General features: G+C 40.5%; 15 protein-coding genes and 2 pseudogenes. 5 read left to right on the forward strand and 12 right to left on the reverse strand.

Features of this window, described 5'->3' with window-relative positions; genetic code table 11:
• Positions 1–112: 112 nt before the first annotated feature.
• The 3 genes from V7K53_RS33875 to hisG form a co-directional block, all read right to left on the reverse strand.
• The gene (locus tag V7K53_RS33875; protein WP_335201800.1) at positions 113–835 is read right to left on the reverse strand and encodes a hypothetical protein; all 723 of its coding nucleotides are present in this window, start codon (positions 833–835) and stop codon (positions 113–115) included.
• Positions 836–1,166: 331 nt separating this feature from the next.
• Entirely contained in the window at positions 1,167–2,621 is a 1,455-nt protein-coding gene (locus tag V7K53_RS33880) for a sensor histidine kinase (protein ID WP_335201801.1), read from the reverse strand.
• Between the two features lie 515 nt (positions 2,622–3,136).
• A complete protein-coding gene (gene hisG, locus V7K53_RS33885) occupies positions 3,137–3,781 on the reverse strand; it encodes an ATP phosphoribosyltransferase (RefSeq protein WP_335201802.1) in 645 nt (214 codons plus the stop codon).
• Positions 3,782–3,857: 76 nt separating this feature from the next.
• Between hisG and rppA the strand changes: the two genes are divergently transcribed.
• Together rppA and V7K53_RS33895 are read left to right on the forward strand one after the other, a co-directional pair.
• Positions 3,858–4,565 carry a two-component system response regulator RppA gene (rppA, locus tag V7K53_RS33890; RefSeq protein ID WP_335201833.1) on the forward strand — a complete coding sequence of 236 codons (708 nt, stop codon included), beginning with the start codon at positions 3,858–3,860 and terminating at the stop codon, positions 4,563–4,565.
• Between the two features lie 146 nt (positions 4,566–4,711).
• The gene (locus tag V7K53_RS33895; RefSeq protein ID WP_335201803.1) at positions 4,712–4,843 is read left to right on the forward strand and encodes a hypothetical protein; all 132 of its coding nucleotides are present in this window, start codon (positions 4,712–4,714) and stop codon (positions 4,841–4,843) included.
• Positions 4,844–5,213: 370 nt separating this feature from the next.
• On the opposite strand, the gene V7K53_RS33900 is transcribed toward V7K53_RS33895, so the two are convergent.
• A complete protein-coding gene (locus V7K53_RS33900) occupies positions 5,214–6,245 on the reverse strand; it encodes a 1-acyl-sn-glycerol-3-phosphate acyltransferase (protein ID WP_335201804.1) in 1,032 nt (343 codons plus the stop codon).
• A gap of 472 nt (positions 6,246–6,717) precedes the next feature.
• Between V7K53_RS33900 and V7K53_RS33905 the strand changes: the two genes are divergently transcribed.
• Both V7K53_RS33905 and V7K53_RS33910 read left to right on the forward strand, forming a co-directional pair.
• Entirely contained in the window at positions 6,718–7,038 is a 321-nt protein-coding gene (locus V7K53_RS33905; RefSeq protein WP_335201806.1) for a helix-turn-helix domain-containing protein, read from the forward strand.
• Between the two features lies 1 nt (position 7,039).
• Complete coding sequence (locus V7K53_RS33910) at positions 7,040–11,161, forward strand: PAS domain S-box protein (RefSeq protein ID WP_335201808.1); 4,122 nt, start codon at positions 7,040–7,042, stop codon at positions 11,159–11,161.
• A 19-nt stretch (positions 11,162–11,180) separates the two neighbouring features.
• Here V7K53_RS33910 and V7K53_RS33915 read toward each other — a convergent pair.
• Both V7K53_RS33915 and V7K53_RS33920 read right to left on the reverse strand, forming a co-directional pair.
• Positions 11,181–11,753 (reverse strand): annotated as a pseudogene (locus V7K53_RS33915) (IS630 family transposase); the annotation flags it as partial.
• 220 nt (positions 11,754–11,973) lie between these two features.
• Positions 11,974–12,720: a creatininase family protein gene (locus V7K53_RS33920; RefSeq protein ID WP_335201809.1), complete on the reverse strand. Its 747-nt coding sequence runs from the start codon at positions 12,718–12,720 to the stop codon at positions 11,974–11,976.
• 72 nt (positions 12,721–12,792) lie between these two features.
• On the opposite strand from V7K53_RS33920, the gene V7K53_RS33925 reads away from it, so the two are divergent.
• Complete coding sequence (locus tag V7K53_RS33925) at positions 12,793–13,017, forward strand: hypothetical protein (protein WP_335201810.1); 225 nt, start codon at positions 12,793–12,795, stop codon at positions 13,015–13,017.
• A gap of 77 nt (positions 13,018–13,094) precedes the next feature.
• Here V7K53_RS33925 and V7K53_RS33930 read toward each other — a convergent pair.
• The 6 genes and pseudogenes from V7K53_RS33930 to V7K53_RS33955 all read right to left on the reverse strand — a co-directional run.
• Positions 13,095–13,368: pseudogene (locus tag V7K53_RS33930) on the reverse strand (cupin domain-containing protein).
• Positions 13,369–13,389: 21 nt separating this feature from the next.
• Complete coding sequence (locus V7K53_RS33935; RefSeq protein ID WP_335201812.1) at positions 13,390–13,749, reverse strand: Mo-dependent nitrogenase C-terminal domain-containing protein; 360 nt, start codon at positions 13,747–13,749, stop codon at positions 13,390–13,392.
• A 683-nt stretch (positions 13,750–14,432) separates the two neighbouring features.
• Positions 14,433–15,896: a protein kinase domain-containing protein gene (locus V7K53_RS33940; RefSeq protein ID WP_335201813.1), complete on the reverse strand. Its 1,464-nt coding sequence runs from the start codon at positions 15,894–15,896 to the stop codon at positions 14,433–14,435.
• 48 nt (positions 15,897–15,944) lie between these two features.
• Positions 15,945–16,493: a GIY-YIG nuclease family protein gene (locus V7K53_RS33945; RefSeq protein WP_335201814.1), complete on the reverse strand. Its 549-nt coding sequence runs from the start codon at positions 16,491–16,493 to the stop codon at positions 15,945–15,947.
• A gap of 78 nt (positions 16,494–16,571) precedes the next feature.
• Positions 16,572–16,901 (reverse strand): hypothetical protein, encoded by a 330-nt coding sequence (locus tag V7K53_RS33950; RefSeq protein WP_335201815.1) that lies wholly within the window; start codon positions 16,899–16,901, stop codon positions 16,572–16,574.
• A gap of 485 nt (positions 16,902–17,386) precedes the next feature.
• Positions 17,387–17,568: hypothetical protein (locus tag V7K53_RS33955; RefSeq protein ID WP_335201816.1), on the reverse strand; the 182-nt coding region annotated here is incomplete at its 5' end.

Below are 17,568 nucleotides of genomic sequence, written 5' to 3' on the forward strand. Positions count from 1 at the left end.
AGGGGAATAAAAAACCTTTAACCCTTACCCTTTTCCCTTTTCCCCAAACCCTATTCTGAGTTCAAAATGCTTATCCGAACCGTATTGTAAGTGAACCCACGCCTTAGCTCTACTAATTCAAGAACACTGAACCGCTTCGTTCAATTCTCATCGCACTTCTGCCCTGTGCTGCATTCGTGGCTTCCTTAAATGTAACTTCCAAACTTCCTGGCTCTGAAGAACCTTGTGGAGTCACTATTAATTGTCCGCCATCTTGTCGTTCAAATGTTACTGTTACTGGTGCTTTTAAAGCTTGCAGCGTTACATTTGACTTACCTTCTAGCGATCGCGGTGCTGTATCGCCAATCACTTGGAAAGTTATCTTAGCCGCAGTATTATTCACCAACTTGATATTAACCATACCATTACTGAGTGCGATCGTTGCACTGGGGGTTTGCCGTGGTTCTGCCAGTGGTTGTTGGTCATTGGAAACCGCCGGTGGTAAAGGCTGTTGAGTTCGATCGCCAGGAATTGGGCGTGGTGGTCTAGCACCTGGTTGTGGTGGTATGGGAGACACTTGCCCTTCAGCCGGAGGAACTGGGCGTGGTGGTACGGGAGATACTTGCCCCTCAGTTGGAGGAACTGGGCGTGGTGGTGTGACACCTGATTCCGGCGATCCGGGAGCCTGAGAGCGGTTGTAGGGTGGTTCGCTAAAAATACTGGGTCTTGGGTTAACCTTGACAGTAGATTCTTGTGCTAATGCTTGAGGAATTGCTGGCAGACTAATTAGCAATCCCCCACAAAGAGCGCCAAATAACTTGCTAGACTTGCGAAAATTTTGAGACTTCATATTCATTCTTGACTCCTAGAAAAAATTTAATTTGTTTTCTTACTAAAAAAATTCTCCAGCCGAAAATTAAATTAGGTTTTATCGGTTGTTGAGTACATCTAAACATTTACCAAGCTAATCGATTTATCGCATCTAGCTAAGGACAAAGAAATAATCTAAAAAACTTAAAATATTTCATTCTCAAGATTTACAATCTTAACCATTGTCATTAAGCACATTTTTGTAAAGTAAAATTCAATATACCGCTAGAAAATAAGTTTCTTCGCTAAAAACTAAAGTTAAGTTGAATTGATTAAAATCTTACATCTATCACAGGAAATAAAAATTTATTAGCAAATTAAGACTCAAGAGTTATTGGTAAAGTGATAGTAAAGGTAGTACCAATGCCTTGGGTACTTTCAACTTGAATATGACCGTGATGATGTTCGACAATAGCTTGAGCGATCGCTAATCCTAATCCTGAACCTGTAGCGCTGGCTGTAGCTGTATTCCCCGTCCTATGAGTACGTGCCGGATCTACTCGATAAAAGCGGTCAAATAAGCGTGGTAGGGCTTCCGCTGGAATTCCAACTCCGGTATCACTCACCTTAACTTGCAACTGGGCACTGGTGTTACGTAATCCAGAAACACGATTTATTCCTTCTATCCGCGCCAATTCCACTTTCACCTGTCCACCTGCTGGAGTGTAATGCAAAGCGTTAGCAATTAAATTTGTGAATAGCCGCACCAATTGATCCCAATTACCTACAAGAGTGAACCAATTTTCCAGTAATTCGGGGCTAGTTTCAGAGATAGGAGGATCAATTAAGTCTAGAGAAAGGGTAATTTCTTTCTCAGGGACTAACAATTGTTGTTCTTCAACCACTTCTATTAGCAAAGCGTCCAACGGACAAGGTGAAAAAGTATCTTTGCTAATACCACTATCCTGCCTTGCTAGGAAGAGTAAGTCATTGACTAACTTACCCAACCGCTGTGTTAACCGTTCCACCACCTTTAACTGTTGTCGATATTGCAAAGAAGTAGTCGTTTCTGTTTCTGCTAAATCCAAGTCAGCAAGGGCAACTTGTACATTAGTTTGAATCAAAGTGATCGGACTTCTCAGTTCGTGGGAAGCATCAGCAGTGAATTGTTTGAGACGTTGATAAGATTCACCCACCGGTTCCATCGCTTTACCCGAAAGAAACCAACCACTTGCACCTACGGAAAGCACCATTAACCCAATACCTAATGCCAAATCAAAAATTAACTGGCGACTAGGTTTAGTAACTTCAAACCAGGGATGACTAACACGCAGATATCCTAATACTTGTCGTTTCACTTCTACGCGTTGGGTGACTTGTCGTAATAAGAGTGGGGAGTTAGGAATTTTGAATTTTGAATTTTCACTCTCTGCTTTTACTACGCGTACAGTTTCACCAGTGCGATTGACACGAATGGGAATATTTAAAGGTTCAGATAACGTTGACCAAAGTAATTTACCAGTTGGACTAAACCATTCTAGGTCGATGTGGTCATCTTCTACAGCGTCGGTATTATCGCCAAAACTGGCTTCTACGTTAATGCGAAATTTATCTGCATCAGTATTAATTGGCTCAAATATTAGTGTAGATGCACAACCACTGGTTGTCAGACAACGCTCTACTATTTCCACTACATGGTTAAGGGTGTCATCAATTCGCTCAACTAGTGTACTGCGGACGTATAAATAAACGCCACTGGCAAACAGTAGTAGTAATACAGCAGTGACGGCAGTGTACCAAATTGCAAGACGGCGGCGAGTAGCTTGAAACATATTTTCACCTACTTTTTTGGACTGAATATTATCAAGTTACTTGTTAATAATAATTTTAAATTACTTTCAATTATCAATATTTATTCAAAATAATACTGGTTAAATTCTTGGCGATCGCATCAAATTGTAACGTTCAAAAAATATTAATTTGTCTGCAAAAATAATATAAATATAACTTTGATTCAATTTGCTGAGGGGTTAAATAAAAAATTTAATCTTTGTATGCGGTGAGTTTCTACAAGGCTTATGCAACAAAGGGTAAGGGCTTTTAAAAGCTAATTGTTAGCCAAAAGTTATACCAATTTGAAAAAAGAATGCAACAAATAGACCATTTGTAGAGACGCGATTCATCGCGTCTTTACTCAAGGATGTGCTGCAATCATTAATTGAATTGGTATAACAGTTGAGTATTTTTTTATCTGCAAGTCACTTGAATACGAGACGCTCTACAAACAAATAGTACAGCGTTAGCTAAGAACGAGCATCTAAAGAAGCGGATTACGAATTAGATGATATTAAACCCCTACCAAAACGGCCTCCCGCAGATTGCTAATCACATCACTCAGATTACCTGTATTTAGGCGGTAACTCAGAGGATGAGCAATCAATCGCGCCGTGCTTTGATACAGACTAGCAATTTCAATCAAACCATTTTCGCGCAAAGTCCGCCCTGTAGAAACCAAATCTACGATCGCTTCTGACATACCAGTAATTGGGCCTAGCTCTACTGAACCATACAATGGCACTATTTCTACAGGTAAATCCAGACTATGGAAATATTCACGAGCGCAATTTACATACTTTGAAGCAACTCTACCATGCGGTGGTAAATCTAAAGGCGATTGGTAAGCACTTGATGCTTTTACCGCCACTGACATCCGACAATGACCAAACTGCAAATCTACCAAGTGGGCAACTTGCGGCTGCTTCTCCCGCAACACATCGTAACCAACAACCCCTAGTTGTGCCTGACCATATTCCACATAAACCGGCACATCCTGCGCCCGCACCAGTAAAGCTTTCGCAACTCCCTTAGTGTCAGGAATTTGAAGTTGGCGAGTTCCTGAATCTAAAAAAGCACTAAAATCTAATCCGACAGCTTGTAGCAAGCGGATGCTATTTTTAAGTAGTTCCCCTTTTGGCAATGCAACAGTCAGCATTTTTTTTATTGGTATCCTTAGCGTCTTGGCAGTTGAATAATATTGAGAATATCTCTATATGCTTACCACAAGCAGCATGAGAATTTTATTAGTTGATGATGAAGTTGAACTAACTCAACCTTTGAGCCGTTTGTTAACTCGTGAGGGTTATGCCGTAGATGCCGTTTATGATGGGACATCTGGCAGCGAACTTGCACAGGCAGGCAGTTATGACCTACTTATTTTAGATTGGATGCTGCCAGGAAAAACGGGGTTAGAGATTTGTCAGGAATTGCGACGCCAAAGCAAAACTACTCCCGTATTGTTTCTTACAGCTAAAGATACTCTTGATGACCGCGTACAAGGTTTAGATGCTGGTGCTGATGACTATTTGGTGAAACCTTTTGAGCTGCGGGAGTTATTAGCAAGAGTTCGTGCCTTATTGCGTCGTTCCGGTACTCAAACCTATGAAACCACCACCGGACGTTTAACCGTTGCTGATTTAGAACTGGATTGTGAAAATCAAGTAGCCTATCGCCAAGGAAGAATAATTGAGCTATCCCAAAAAGAAAGCCAGTTGTTGCAATACTTTATGGAACACACTGGACAACTTCTGACTCATGCCCAGATTATGCAAAATTTATGGCAAGAGTCAGAACAACCCAGTAGTAATGTAATTGCGGCATTAATTCGTTTGCTGCGCCGTAAAATTGAGGTAGGTAAGGAAACTACGCTGATTCACACAGTTTATGGCAAAGGCTATCGTTTCGGTGCTTCCTCAGTCGAGTCAGTTACTAACGGATAAGCATTGGTAACGAAACAGATTATGTTAATAACAAACAGACAAGCTGTCGTTACTAACGAATAAGTGTTGGTAACAAAACAGGTTGTGTTGGTAAGAATGCATAAGTTGTCGTTACTAACGGATAAGCATTCGTAACAAAACAAGTTGTGTTGGTAACGAACGGACAAGCTGTGGTGGGAACTAAAACAAATGTGGCAATTCTCGCTCACGCTATCACAAAAGAAGAAGCATCTGTACCATCAATTGATATTTGTACAGTGACTTTTTATTTGTTATGATGCCAAATTACTGTCATCAGGGCTGTAAAACTTGTACTCAAAAATCGTTAAGCTGAAAAGTCACAGGGAAAGTTACAAGAGACTTCTTGCAAAAGTCGGGGGAAAGGGTAAGGGGGAAAGGGTAAAGAAACTCAAAATCCTTTCCCTTTAACCTTTACCCTTTTCCCTAAGAGTGCAAAAACATATTTTTGCAAGAGGTCTAAGCTATATCAACAGCAATAGTTGCAAGTTTAAAGTCGGTAAGGCTTGCATTGATGACGTAAATTTATCTCAACGCCATTTAATTTGTCACTGTACACCCAATTTATCGGGGGCTTTAGGGGGATCTAAAACTTTTTGTTACCCAGAAGAGGACTTTTCAAACAACCTCTTAAGATTTACCCAAAAATTGATTAATTTGAAGTTGCAGTTTTTCTCGTAATTGTTGTGCCTGTTGATAGGCTACTGCACGCCCTTTCTTTAAGTGGTTGCTCAATCCTGCTGGTTGCAAAGGGCCAATAAAGTAACGCAAACGAGTTCTCATTGCCCAAACTCCCATTGACGGAAATAGAAGTAAGGCAAACATCAAAGGCGACAAAGGTAAGAATGGTAGTTTGACTAGTCGTTGTAACTTAGTGAAATTAACAGCCCAAGGATGCAGAGATTCACTACCAATGCAAACTACTGGCAGAATGGGAATATGGTAGCGATCGCTCAACTGAATAAAGCTCACATTAAACTTTTCTAGTTGATAGCGTCTTCTCCAACCTTTACCAGGCCCGCGAATACCTTCGGGTGCATATAAGAGAATTTTACCTTGAGCGATCGCGCCCTCAAAATCATCTAATTCGGCTCGCACACCACCTAAAACCTGCGACCATTGAGATGGTAGCCACCAAATCACCCAAGGATGCTCAAATAATGCTGGATTTGCTATGGGTTGTACTACCCATCCTTTGGCTTCACTTAATAAATAACCCAAGGTTAAAAAGTCCCAAGGAAAACACATCCCGGCATGATTCATTGCCACAATCAATGGCCCTGTTGGCGGCAAGTTTTCAACTTGTTGCAACTCTCCCCGAAAATAGTATTTAACGATGGGGGCCAGAAGTTCTTTACGAAAAGCTTGTTGATATTTAGGATCGAATTCACCAACTTCTTTTCGAGGTGAACGAAAACCCAGACGCAACCAACGACTCAGCAACCCTAGATAAAATCCGCCAGGAATTAAAAATAATCCATATTCTAGCCAATTCCAACCATCTGGATCGGTGTGATAGTGCTGCCAATGGCGGTTGAATAAAATTAGCCACCCTGGAGGATACCAAAGACAAAACCAATCAAACCAGTTAAATATATAGCCTTCACCTGGTGTATTCTCTTGTTGACTGTTTAATAAGTTTTCGGAGTGTTGATTAATCAAAACAGTTAAAGATTAGGATTAGGCAAAATAATTTTATTAAAAGTGCATTATAGCTTCTTAGTTTTGTAACTGCCATCTTACCATAGAAGTACACGGCTAGGGGCACAATATGTTGTGCCCTTACGATTATCTGTAACTTACCATTTTGCAATCTGCCGTAGTTGATAAACTAGCGATATAAAAGCTTTCATCCAATACAAAACGAGCTTGTATATAAATACTTTATATATAATAAATATGAAAATTTTATCTCAATGCAATTCATGAAAATATGACACACCACCAACTTTTTATATGTGTGCGATCGCTAGTAATTATTTAGTTAAATTGCCTTAAACAATACTATTGTGAATCTTATATCAGGCAAAATTTAATGTTTATTTTAGATATACCTTCTACAGCCAACAGTAAGCCACGAACACTGACAACTGAATATTGATGTTCCGCCAAAAGATGAAATTGATAACGACTGATGATTATTAAAACTCATCCTCAAGCTGGAGACGAATGGCGAGACATCTGTCCTACTCTTCCTACTATGGAACTAAGAAAACCACTCAAAATTCCAGATTTGATCCGCGAACTTCGGCAGCAACTACATCTTTCTCAAGAAAAGTTTGCAGCCAAGTTAGGAGTTTCCCTACGAACAATCAATCGTTGGGAGAACGGATCTACAGTGCCTTCACAGATGGCACTCAAGCTGATTGAAGAAATGTTAGAGAGGATGGGCAAAGCAGATAAAAGATTAGTGAACGGGTATCTCCCAAAATCGGAGCAACGGGAGGACTCTTAAGATGATGGTGAAAGTACCTGAAAAATTTTTGATGATGCGTTCTCGGTTCATAGCTTTTATTGTGATGATTTTGGCAGTGATAACGGCGATGCTGTTGACAAAAGTCTTACTGCCAGTTTTCGATCCGAGCGTATTTACATTATTTTATGCTGCTGTGGCAGTCAGCGCTTGGTATGGCGGTATGAGACTGGGAGTGCTAGCGATCGCTTTATCTGTGACAACTGCACTCTATTTCTCGATCGATCCAGTCTACTCCTCCGATTTCCTCAGCCTCAAAGTCCTGGTACAATTAACCACATTCTCACTAGTATCCTTCTTAATTACTGCGCTTTCTTCAGAGTTGCGAACTGCTAGACGCAAAGCAGAGACAAGCTTCAAGTTGTTGCAAAATAGCGAAATGCGGTTTAGGCACCTGGCAGAATCCAACATCATTGGAGTAATCGTCACTGATATTAATAACGGCTTCATTATGGAAGCCAATGATGCTTTTCTGAAGACGATCGGTTATACGCGAGAAGATTTCTCTGCTAACCAAATAAACTGGCGTGAGATTACCCCACCGGAGTATCTTCTTTTGAGCGAACGTTCAGTGGAAGAAGTGAAAACTACTGGAGTATGTAAGCCTTTTGAAAAAGAATACATTCGTAAAGATGGCGATCGCATTCCCGTTCTGCTCGGTTCTGTGATGCTGGGAGATACTCAAGAAACGGTTATTGGCTTTGTTATTGATTTGAGCGAACAGCAAGCTGCGCTACGCGAACGCAAACAAGCAGAAGCGGCATTACAGCAAGCCAATCAGCGGAACACACGCACTCTAGAAAACATGAGTGATGCATTTATTACTCTAGACCGGGACTGGCGAATCATCTACCAAAATGCCGAAGCAGAGCGAATTAACGGTAAACTCCGCACAGAGGTCATTGGTAAGTCGCACTGGGAGGAGTGGCCTATATCATTAGGTACGAATGTAGAGCGTCAGTACCGACGGGCGATGGCAGAGCAAATTCCCGTCCATTTTGAGTTTCACTACTACTTACCATCTAAGTATGACTTGTGGCTGGAGATTCACGCCTACCCTAGTGAAGATGGTCTTGACATTTTCTTCCGCGATATTAGCGAACGCAAACAAGTAGAACGAGCTTTGCGACAGAAAGAGGAACGTCTGAAGTTAGCGAACGAGCGGTTTGAGTTAGCAGCATCTGCGGTCAACTGTCTGATTTATGACTGGAATATAGAACAGGATAGCGTTGAAAGAACCGAGGGGTTAACCCAAATTTTGGGCTATTCCCTTCCAGAAGCTGAAGCAACTGGTAATTGGTGGTGTGAGCTTGTCCATCCAGAAGATTTGCCAAGCGTACAAGAGGCGATACTTGCTTTGGTAAATAGCGATCGCTATGCTGCCGAATACCGAATTCGCAACAAAAACAATCAGTATATCTATGTTTTGGATCAAGGGATAGTGGTGCAACGGGATGCTGATGGAAACCCAGTACGTTTAGTTGGCAGTACTACAGATATCAGCAAACGCAAACAGGCAGAGAAGGCAGTCCAAGCAAGTGAGGAACGGCTCAGGAGTTTTGTAAAAGCGAATATAGTTGGTATTCTCTTTGGTGATGTGAATGGTAGCATCACTGAAGCCAACGACGAGTTTTTGCGAATTGTCGGCTATACCCAAGAAGATATCCAAGCAGGTAGATTAAGCTGGACTGATATCACGCCATCTGAGTATCAATATTTAGATGAACTGGCTATTGCCGAAGCAATAGCGAAGGGAACCTGTACTCCTTATGAGAAAGAATTTATTCGCAAAGATGGTTCCAGCGTCCCAGTTGTAGTTGGCTACTCCCTTTTAGGAGAATCTCGGCATGAATCAGTCGCATTCATTCTGGATATTAGCGATCTCAAACAAGCTAAAAAAGCGCTGAGTCAGAGTCAAGAGCAATTTCAAGCTTTTATGGACAATATTCCCGCCGCCGCATGGATTACAAATGCAGACGGACGTGTAGTTTACCTCAGTCCAACTTATTTCAGCACATTCAATGTAGCAACAAATAAGGCGATCAATAAAAACATTTTTGACCTATACCCAGTCCAAATCGCTCAACCCCTCCTCGATAACATTAGAATAGTTGCCGAAAGGAATCAGGTTGTTCAAACGATTGAGTCTGCTCCACGCACAGATGGCACCCTTGGCGAATTTTTGGTTTATAAGTTTCCCATTGCCGATGCCTCTGGCCAACGCCTGGTAGGAGGGGTTGCAATTGATATTACCGAACGCGAACATGCCCTTCGCGAACGTCAGCTTGCAGAACAAGCCTTACAAGAGCGCAGTGAAAGACTTAAACTGCTTTCGGAAACAACCAGTGATTTGCTTTCAACCGAGCGCCCTTTGGATCTAATGAACAGCTTGTTTAGCAAACTCTCGGCACAAATGGATTTGCATTGTTACTTTCACTATTTAATCGATACACACGAAAATAAGCAGAAACTCCGGTTAGTAGCTTGGAACGGTATTACTGATGAAGTATTTCAAGCAATTGAATACCTGGAATTTAATCAAGGGATATGCGGACTAGTGGTGCAAGAACGTTGTCAAATCGTTGTCAATAATGTGCCGCACTCTACCCATCCCCATGCCAACATCCTTCATGCTTTAGGAATTACAGCCTATGCAGGTCAACCGTTAATTGCTCAGGGAAAGCTGCTTGGTGTCCTCTGCTTTGCCAGTCGCACCCGTACCAATTTCACTTCTGGGGAAATAACTCTATTACAAGCAACCTCCGATCAGGTGGCGGTTGCTCTGGAACGCGCTCAGTTAATGGCTTCGTTACAGCGACGGAAAGAAGAATTAATCCAAGCAAATCGAATCAAAGATGAGTTTTTGGCGGTGCTTTCCCACGAACTTCGCACTCCACTAAACCCGATTTTGGGATGGTCGAAATTACTACAAACGAAAAAGTATGATGAAGCAACCACTACTCGCGCTCTCGAAACCATTGAGCGCAATGCCAAGCTGCAAACCCAATTAATCGAAGATTTACTGGATGTCTCTCGCATTCTCCAAGGTAAGCTGAGTCTGAATATTGCTCCTGTAAATCTAGAAACTGCGATCGCCGCAGCAATAGAAACTGTACGTCTAGCCGCTGACGCCAAATCAATCGATTTACGATTTACGATTTTAGACTTTGACGCGGGTACTCAGTCCTTACCTACGGAACGCTACGCAAACCACAAGGCTCAGGAACCATCGAACGATTTTGGATTAGACAATTCTCAAATAAATTTAGAGTCTATCGATTTTAATAAGCAACTTAACAATTTAAAATGCCAAACTTCAAATTCTAAATTTTTAGTCAGAGGTGATTCCAGTCGCTTGCAGCAAGTTATCTGGAATCTAGTTTCCAATGCTATTAAGTTTACACCCCAAGGTGGAGAGATAGAAATCAGTTTAGAGTCTGTTGGTTCTCAGGTTCAATTGCGAGTCAGTGATACAGGTAAGGGAATTAGCCCTGACTTTTTACCATTCGTCTTTGACTACTTTCGACAAGCTGATGGTGCAACTACTAGAAAATTTGGCGGACTGGGCTTAGGATTAGCTATTGTTCGTCACATTGTCGAGCTACACGGCGGCACAGTTAAAGCAGAAAGTTTGGGGGAAGAACAGGGAGCAACTTTTACAGTCATGCTACCGTTAATCGAGGTCGATCTAAATAGCCATCAGATAGCCTCTCAAGCTGATGATTTGCCCGATTTTAAGGGGTTGAAAGTTTTGCTTGTGGATGATGAGCGGGATACACGAGAGTTAATTGCTTTCATTTTGGAGCAATCTGGCGCGGTAGTAATCCAGGCGGCATCTGCGATGGAAGCACTACGAATTATGCCGCAGTTTCAGCCAAATTTGCTGTTAAGCGACATTGGAATGCCGGAAATAGACGGCTATATGCTGATTCGTCAAATTAGAGCTATGTTACCAGAACTTGGAGGAAAAATTCCCGCGATTGCCATTACAGCTTATGCTGGTGAAGTCGATTATCAACAGGCAATTGCTGCTGGATTTGGGCAGCATATCACCAAACCAGTAGAGCCAGCTAAATTACTTCGTGCGATCGCTAACCTAATTTAGGCGTTGCATATAGCGGTTTTCATATGAATAGACCACAGTGAGCGAACCAGCCCCAAGCATCATCAGACGAGATTTGCTGATTAATAATTTGGGTTAACACTTGATTAAGCGCTTCGTAAGTTCGAGCTTTTGCTGCACGCAAACACTGCTTAAGTTTTGACTCTTCAAATTCAATCGGAGACAAATCAGGCGAATAAGGAGATAAAAAGACTACCTTTGCGCCAACAGATTCAATCAGATCTTGAATAATCTGCGCGTGATGCACTGACAAATTATCCATTATTACGACTGCTCCCATCCACAACTGAGGTGCAAGAACCTCTTGAACATAGGTCAGAAATACATCGGTGTTAACACTACCAGGAATGCTCATAGTAGCAATTAGTCTGTCCATACTTAGTGCCCCGATTAATGATATGTTTTGTCCTCGATTTTTAGGGCAAGAGTCGTACAACCTCTCACCACGTAGTGCACGACCATAGATTCGGGTTATGCCTAAGTTCAAACCAGACTCGTCTACAAATATTAAATTGTGAGGTTCAACACCCAAAACCCAATCCCTATACTCAAAGCGCATCTGTTTGACTCGCGGGCTATCTTGCTCACTGGCATCGAGAGTTTTTTTTAGTCGTCAATTTCAATCGTTGAACTGCACGGTGTATCGTCGCTACGCTGGCATTTTGAGCGATCGCAAAGTCGAAATATTCTGATAACGCATATTTAATTTCACCAGATGTTTAATAACCTTTCTCAAGATATTTTATGCAGAGACACGATTTTAACCGCATCTCTACAATGTCTTTTCATGAGTTTTATTCTGCGTTCACAAATTCCAAATATCCATTGCTAAGTTCTTTCACTGCTAAATCATAAAATTGCTTACCATGTTCAGGCGTTGCTAAAGCCGGATTTGATCCCATGCGTCCATCTGGATAACGCACTCGAAAGTCAGCAGCGCTATAAATTCGATGTCCGCTTGCTACTTCTGGTAAAAGATATGCTTGCTTAATCGCATTTGGATAAACGTACTGGGTGAGGGCTACTTCACTTGGCGTTGCATGAGAACCTTCTCGATCCCCATATAATTCTTTAGCTAGCTTATATACAGAACCGCACATAAACCAGTTTGCCACTTGACATTGCACCTGTTGAGCATTGGCAATCTGCAAATCTTCTAAATGCGCGTAAGTTTCGGAGAAAGCAGCTTTCAGGGTGGCAATATTACCGCCGTGTCCGTTAATAAAGTAGAACTTGCTAAAACCAGCTTTGGCTAAACAAGTTACATAATCTCGCACTACTTGAATTAAAGTGCTGGGACGCAGACTGATTGAGCCAGGAAAAGCAGTATGATGTAGTGCCATCCCCACATTGATTGTAGGCCCAACGATCGCTTGAGTTGCATCACCTACACCAGCTGCGATCGCTTCTGCACAAATAGCATCAGTACCAATTAACCCCGTTGGCCCATGTTGTTCTGTGGAACCAATAGGGAAAATTATGCCTTTTGACTGTTGTAAATAAGCTTCGACTTCTTGCCAAGTACTTAAATGCAGTAACATTGTTAATGATTTTCCTCAATAAAATTGCGGTGGGACGAAACCTTTCTTTGCTAAACTCCCACTAACATGATTATGAACTCTCTAGATTTTCTGTGGTGGCGATCGCACAAAATCCCCGACAACTTTTGCGAAGTCGGGGATCTTTGTTTACTGCCAGATTTGGAGAGAATTAAACGATCTATTTCTACGAATATTGTTTATGTAATGGAGTCGCAACGAGTTTTGACAGAGATAGATATAAACAATTTGCCGATTCTGCCATTTTATCCTACGATACTCGTCGGTAAGCTTCCATAATAGTAATCAAAATTGATTTATGAAATGTTGTCTTTCTGGATAACCAAGAAAAAAAGTCGCTCAATTTTGATTTTTGACTACTCGAAGTAATAATGCTTTTTTACGTTCCTTGTAATTTCCCATGTACAGGACATACCAGCGGGAAAAATCACTAAATCGCCTTTACCCATTTGCACTGGTTCTCCGCCATCAGGAGTAACAAGCACGTCACCTTCCAAAAAATAGCAAGTTTCTTGAGAATCATAAGTCCAAGGGAATTTTGAAACTTCCTTTTTCCAAATTTCCCATTTAAATACACCTAATTCATTGAGATATTCAAGTCTTAAGTTGCTGCTCAATTTTAATTTCCATATTGGTTTTTTCTCATTATATTCAGCAGTAAGATTGAATATCCTCTCCACACTGATCTACTAGATAACACAAAGCGCGAAAACGCAAGTAGACAAGTTCGTTATAAAGCGGATTCAGTTTACACATTGGCGGAATATGAGCTATTTTACGACCAAAAAGCATGATATCGCGCTCGAATGGACACTGGGCGGGAATTAGTTTAGCAATAAATTTAGCTAATTTCCGATTTTGAATCTCAATTTTGTCGAGCCATTGACGTAATGGTTGCAGTAAATCTAATTTTGGTTGAGCAAATTGCTTTTTACTACCTATTTGATTCTTTTCTTCCAAAGGTTTAATAAAAGCAGAGAGAAAAATACGTTGGTTCTGTGTTTTAAGCATAGTTTTAGGCAAGGTTTTCCTTGTGAATATGAACTATTTGCCGACTGAGAATATCACCATGTAATATGTTTAGTCAATTTGTACTGTGCTTGTAGATTAAGAAGCAAAGTAAGCATTCTGCAAACAATTTACATGCATCTTTGGGAAGAGAAATGGTTTAACTAATTGTTATTTAAGCCCACCAAATCATGAAGAACTGTCCCGTTAAATACAAAATAACAAAGAAAATATAAAAATGGCATTTCTTTAACTTATGGATTTCTAATCTTGCAGATAGCAATTTTATATATTAAATATAAATGCCTGGTTCGGAAACTGACTAGTATCTAAAGATGTAGTTTATGACACACAAATACAGTTTTCTTCTGACCCCACATACATTTCGCTAGGATTAGCCCCTAATATCTTTCGATTTTAGGGTATTGAATATTCCTAATTTTGTCTGATATACTACACTAGCTAACCTAGATATTATCTAATAAGTAGCAATAAATCGATTCATAAGCCAAAACTAATACAAGGACTTATACAAGAACAAGGGGCACTTGTACTGAATAATTCTCCGGTTTTTATAATCAACTTTGTCCAACTACTCACTGTGAGATTTTGCTGTTAGCACAGCTTTTGTAGAAAAGTACTGGTTATTCTCCTCAGCCTTTACTCCTTAATGATGAAAAACTTAATTATTTAAAGTATCTTAACCCAGTCTTAACCTGATATTCGCTAATATGTTCTACATTCTGTTGCTCTAATTTTGTCAGCAATTTAGCTGGAAATGTCTTTGGTGAATATATAGGACGATACCAAAGTTGGTTATTAAAGTAATTTTGCAATTCAATATTATCAAAACGGCGGCCATGACTGGCAAAAATCGAATTTCGCATAATATCGAGTTCAAAACCGCTTTTACCATCCAAATCTGCATCAGTTACAAGTCTTTGAGAAAGCCAGAAATAATTATTGTTGAGAGTCGTGGTATCAACTGGGGGTATTGATGTAGTCGAGGAAGGTGATTGAGTTGGAACAGATGGGGTCGTTGGTCTCAATGTGGGAGTTTCTATCACTGGACTTGTAACATTTGACGGTGTTTCTGAAGGTAATACCGTTTTTTCTGCTGTAGGTTGAGAAGATTTTGATAACACTTGACTAATAATCACAGATGCACCAATTAACCCGCCTGCAATCAAACTGCCCATGAGAATATTATTCTGACTATGACTACTTTGAGGGCTAGGCTGTGGTTTGACAGGTACTGTCTGAGGTGACGGTGCAGAAACTACAGTTGATTGAGTCAACAGGGGTTGTGTCGGTGGAATTGGATTTGCTATGCTCTGCAAAGAATCCAGCATTGCTCTAGCTGTGGGATAGCGATCGCGCGGATGATATGCGATCGCCCGATCGATTACTCGTGCCATAATTGGGCTAACATGACTCGCATATTGCCGCCAGACAATTTCACCCGTCTGGGAATCAGTTTCTAGTTGTTGTGCCTGTTTACCAGTCAGTAAATAAATTACCGTCATTCCTAAACTGTATAAATCACTAGAATAAACAGGTCTACCTGCGGCTTGTTCGCTCGGCATATAGCCAGGTGTACCAATCACAATCGAACTGGTAGGATTGCCTTGAGAATTTACGACTGTTCCCATTGACTCCCGCACAGCACCAAAATCAATCAGCACTGGTTTAGCATCCCGATGACGCACAATAATATTATCTGGCTTAATATCGCGGTGAACGATATGTTTAGAGTGAACGTAATCCAGGACAGGTAATAAATTCATAAACAATTCCTGGATAGCGCCTTCACTAAATAGCCCCTGCTTCTGAACTTTTCCAGTTAAAGTATCGCCTTCAACCCATTCTTGAACTAAGTAAAATTGTCCACCTGAAGAGAAGTAGGCGTATAATGCTGGAATTTGGTCATTTGCGCCACCGAGTTCTTCTAAAATAGCTGCTTCGCGTTGAAACCTCTCTTGTACTAACTGGTAAATTTGGGGATTGTTGTGAATCGGTCTTAGCTGTTTAACCACACAACGGCGCTTTGAGGGCATATAGGTATCTTCTGCTAGATAGGTTTCACCAAACCCACCAGCACCCAGTGTGCGGATAACTTGATAGCGATCGTTCAACAGCTGTATTGTCATGGGAGATTACAAGCGATATTCATAAGATAGTTTTCCCCAAAACTACCTTCATTTCAAATCTAATAATCCTTCTTCTTTCAATTTAGGATTGAAGCGAATCTGCATTTGCAAACCGCGCACTTCTAACAATTGCGTTGAAATTTCTGCTTCTACTCTGCGTGCCACATTTTTAAGAACTTTTATTTGTGCTAATTCATCATTAGCTGGATTTTGATAACTTGCCTGTTCTTCAGGTGTCATTACAACTTTGACATCAATGGGATGAGTCCATTTTTCTTTTTGATCCCCATTACCCCAAGGCACACTGCCATTTTCAGTAATCCAAGCATTTTCAGTATTTTCTAAAATTGTGCGACTAGGGCGTTCAATAGTTTGAACTTTAACCCAATAGCATTGCTGTGGCTGACGAACTAAATGCTGTTTGAGGCTGAGATAAACATCACGAGAGTATCCTACAAATTGCAGCACTTTTTCTTGGTCAAAGATCGCATATACTCCGATTTTACCCTGAAATTGTTCGGGTAGTTGGCCGCGCTCGTCTATATAAGGTATATATTCCAGAGTTGCCAAAGAAGAAAGATTTGTTTCAGAAGCCATACATCAAATATCAAACTTACTATTTGCCTTCAAAATTTAAAATTGCGAATTAGAAAAAAATTATCTTTAAAATTAAAATTATTCATTACTCAATTTTTGGTAAATTGCACAAAGGCGACTCGGTTTAAAAATCTTAGCACTAAACATGAAATTTGGTGGCACATTAATGATGACATATTCATCAGATTCATGATATTTTTCAAATTCCGCTGGCATTCCTTTAGTAGTAGTTAAGCTATAAGGAACTGGCTGGAAAAGCAATTCTGTAAATTTAAGTTGCTCACATCCCAACTGTTGACAAATTTGCTTCAAGAAAGCAACACTTGTCAATAAACTGAATAGATTTTCTTGAGCTTGTGCTTCAAGAGTGAAACTTCCATCAAAGTTCTGAACGATTTTAATGGGCATTTTTTATATTAATAGCTAGTTATTAACGACTAAGTGATGATAGAAAATAGGCAACATGTTACACAGAGTCATCCAAATGTGATGCACAACGAAGCCTACCTTATTGTGCATGTAAACTTGGTTAAAAATAACCACTTTAAGATCAGCCTATTAGATTATGGGACTTCTGTCAGCTTCATCGTGTAGCTGACATCATTAAGAATCATGAATTTTAGCAGATTTTTAGTGACAGTTAATTTCTCCCTAATGCTGTACTGATATAACAAGCCTAATTCTCTAAAATAATTAAGTTTGGCTCTTAACAAGGGTCATTTCGACAGTTTCTGGTACTGGTAACGCAGTTGCTATGTCTAAATTTATTTTTAGAAGTTAAAAGTCTTATCTAGTCGATTCTTGGGCAAATAACTCAATTTTTTAATCAACCTGTATATGGTAAATAAGCTAATCGGCATTTAAGTTGCATAAAAGCAGGGCTGAAGCCCTTACTACGAGAGAATCATTCTGAAAAAATGAATGACGATTAGCTTACTGGCACAGTTAAAACTTAAAACTTCACGATTCTCATAATTCATACAAAAAGCCCCAAGCTTTGAAAGGATGGGGCTTTTTGTATGAATTATGAGACCTGGCATCGAGCTATTTTTGCGTAGGGCAACCCCTAAACTAT

Origin of the sequence: Nostoc sp. (genome assembly GCF_036917355.1) — a bacterium.
GTDB lineage: Bacteria > Cyanobacteriota > Cyanobacteriia > Cyanobacteriales > Nostocaceae > Nostoc.

What these genes read in the sequence shown, in the direction of transcription:
- V7K53_RS33940 (WP_335201813.1), bottom strand. Translation starts at nt 15,896, where the DNA reads ATGACAATACAGCTGTTGAACGATCGCTATCAAGTTATCCGCACACTG.
- V7K53_RS33920 (WP_335201809.1), bottom strand. Translation starts at nt 12,720, where the DNA reads ATGTTACTGCATTTAAGTACTTGGCAAGAAGTCGAAGCTTATTTACAA.
- V7K53_RS33905 (WP_335201806.1), top strand. Translation starts at nt 6,718, where the DNA reads ATGATTATTAAAACTCATCCTCAAGCTGGAGACGAATGGCGAGACATC.
- V7K53_RS33945 (WP_335201814.1), bottom strand. Translation starts at nt 16,493, where the DNA reads ATGGCTTCTGAAACAAATCTTTCTTCTTTGGCAACTCTGGAATATATA.
- rppA (WP_335201833.1), top strand. Translation starts at nt 3,858, where the DNA reads ATGAGAATTTTATTAGTTGATGATGAAGTTGAACTAACTCAACCTTTG.
- V7K53_RS33875 (WP_335201800.1), bottom strand. Translation starts at nt 835, where the DNA reads ATGAATATGAAGTCTCAAAATTTTCGCAAGTCTAGCAAGTTATTTGGC.
- V7K53_RS33935 (WP_335201812.1), bottom strand. Translation starts at nt 13,749, where the DNA reads ATGCTTAAAACACAGAACCAACGTATTTTTCTCTCTGCTTTTATTAAA.
- V7K53_RS33910 (WP_335201808.1), top strand. Translation starts at nt 7,040, where the DNA reads ATGATGGTGAAAGTACCTGAAAAATTTTTGATGATGCGTTCTCGGTTC.
- hisG (WP_335201802.1), bottom strand. Translation starts at nt 3,781, where the DNA reads ATGCTGACTGTTGCATTGCCAAAAGGGGAACTACTTAAAAATAGCATC.
- V7K53_RS33925 (WP_335201810.1), top strand. Translation starts at nt 12,793, where the DNA reads ATGAACTCTCTAGATTTTCTGTGGTGGCGATCGCACAAAATCCCCGAC.
- V7K53_RS33880 (WP_335201801.1), bottom strand. Translation starts at nt 2,621, where the DNA reads ATGTTTCAAGCTACTCGCCGCCGTCTTGCAATTTGGTACACTGCCGTC.
- V7K53_RS33950 (WP_335201815.1), bottom strand. Translation starts at nt 16,901, where the DNA reads ATGCCCATTAAAATCGTTCAGAACTTTGATGGAAGTTTCACTCTTGAA.